General features: G+C 41.1%; 1 protein-coding gene and 1 pseudogene. Both read left to right on the top strand.

Going from position 1 to position 1,460, the window contains the following annotated elements; all coding sequences use genetic code 11:
* Window positions 1–230 (top strand): annotated as a pseudogene (locus R7Q47_RS24305) (hypothetical protein); the annotation flags it as partial.
* 234 nt (window positions 231–464) lie between these two features.
* Window positions 465–1,460: protein kinase family protein (locus tag R7Q47_RS24310; RefSeq protein ID WP_318089775.1), on the top strand; the 996-nt coding region annotated here is incomplete at its 3' end.

Consider the following 1,460-nt stretch of genomic DNA (forward strand, 5'->3'; position numbering starts at 1 on the left):
TGCGCGCGCACAGTGAAGATTACGGTTTCGCGCTGGGTGCCAAAGCTGAGCGATTTATTAACCCAGAACAACCTTTGCTTATCAACGAGTTATGGGGCACGATGGGAAACTGTTCATCTCTTGCTCTTGGAGCATTTGCGGTTAAAAATCATCACTTTAACCAGCCCGTAACGCTGCTGATGTTTGATTTCGGGGGGGATAAAGCGCTACTTCAATTACTAGCGTGCTAATCATTCTTTGTCGAAATATATAATGAAAATGAAGTCATATTACGTTGTTGAAATTTTAATTTCTAAAACAACGTAATTCAGGTAGTGAAAGCGTAAGTCAAAGAGTCTAATAACTTAGTAATTATAACTAAAATAATAGGCTTACTGTTCGTTTTAAATACTACCCTTGAAACAAGGATGTTTCAGCAAATATTATTTCGGTCTAATAATATTTGTTCCATAAAAGAGTGCAAAGTGTCTGATATTCAGGGTGCAGCCAAAGGATACATTGATCAGTTGGTTGTTAAAGCTATTGAGAAAAAGAAACTGAACGAGCAAAGATTGGCGCAGAAAAATAAGCCAAAGCTTGAGTACGTTCTTTTTTCACAATTTGATGTATTAGACACGTTGCCATCTAAAAATGGTAGAACGACGGTTTACCACCTCGCAAAAAAAGGCCAGCCAGAAAAACAAATTTGCTGCAAAGTCGTCAATGAAGACGCCCCAGAAGTCGCAAACAAAATGTTGGTGAATGAGGCAAGCAGATTAGAACTTTCTCAGCATCCAAGTGTTGCGGACTTTATTAAGTTCGGCAACGAGTTTGAACGACCATATTTAATGTATGAGTGGATTCAAGGCGAATCACTAGCGGAAAAAATGGAACGCTATTCTTCCAAAGGCTTTCGTCATGACCATATTGCATGGTTAGTTTATCAACTCGCAGGTGCGCTAGAATTTATGCACACTCGAGGTATTTGCCATCTTGATATCAAACCGTCGAATGTTCTGGTTAGTGAAGGTGACTACGTCAAGCTTATCGACTTTGGTGCAGCTCGTTATATCGGCGAGATTGAATCTCACGCGGAAGCGAGTTTAAGTTACGCGTCGCCACTTTATCTCGAGACGGGAACAACTGAGCCACAAGACGACGTTTATTCTCTTGCATTGCTTAGCGGTCACTTATTTTTAGGGGCGATCTTTGGGGATGCTTGTCACAAGCAATTAAAAGATCGCAAACGTCCTGCATTAATTCCGAACCATATTTGGAAGCTGCTCAAGCAAGTGATAAATAACCCAAGAGGGCATGGCTACACAGCTATTTCTTTTGCTCAGCAACTTGCCCGTATTGATACTCAATCCATCGACTCTCATTCTAATGCGCCCATTTTTAGTAGTTTGCGTAATGCGGATCTACTGCTGACTCATTGTAGACCTCAAGACAAAGCGGGCTATGGCCGCTTTAAAGTGCTT

The organism is Vibrio sp. Vb0349 (genome assembly GCF_033338975.1).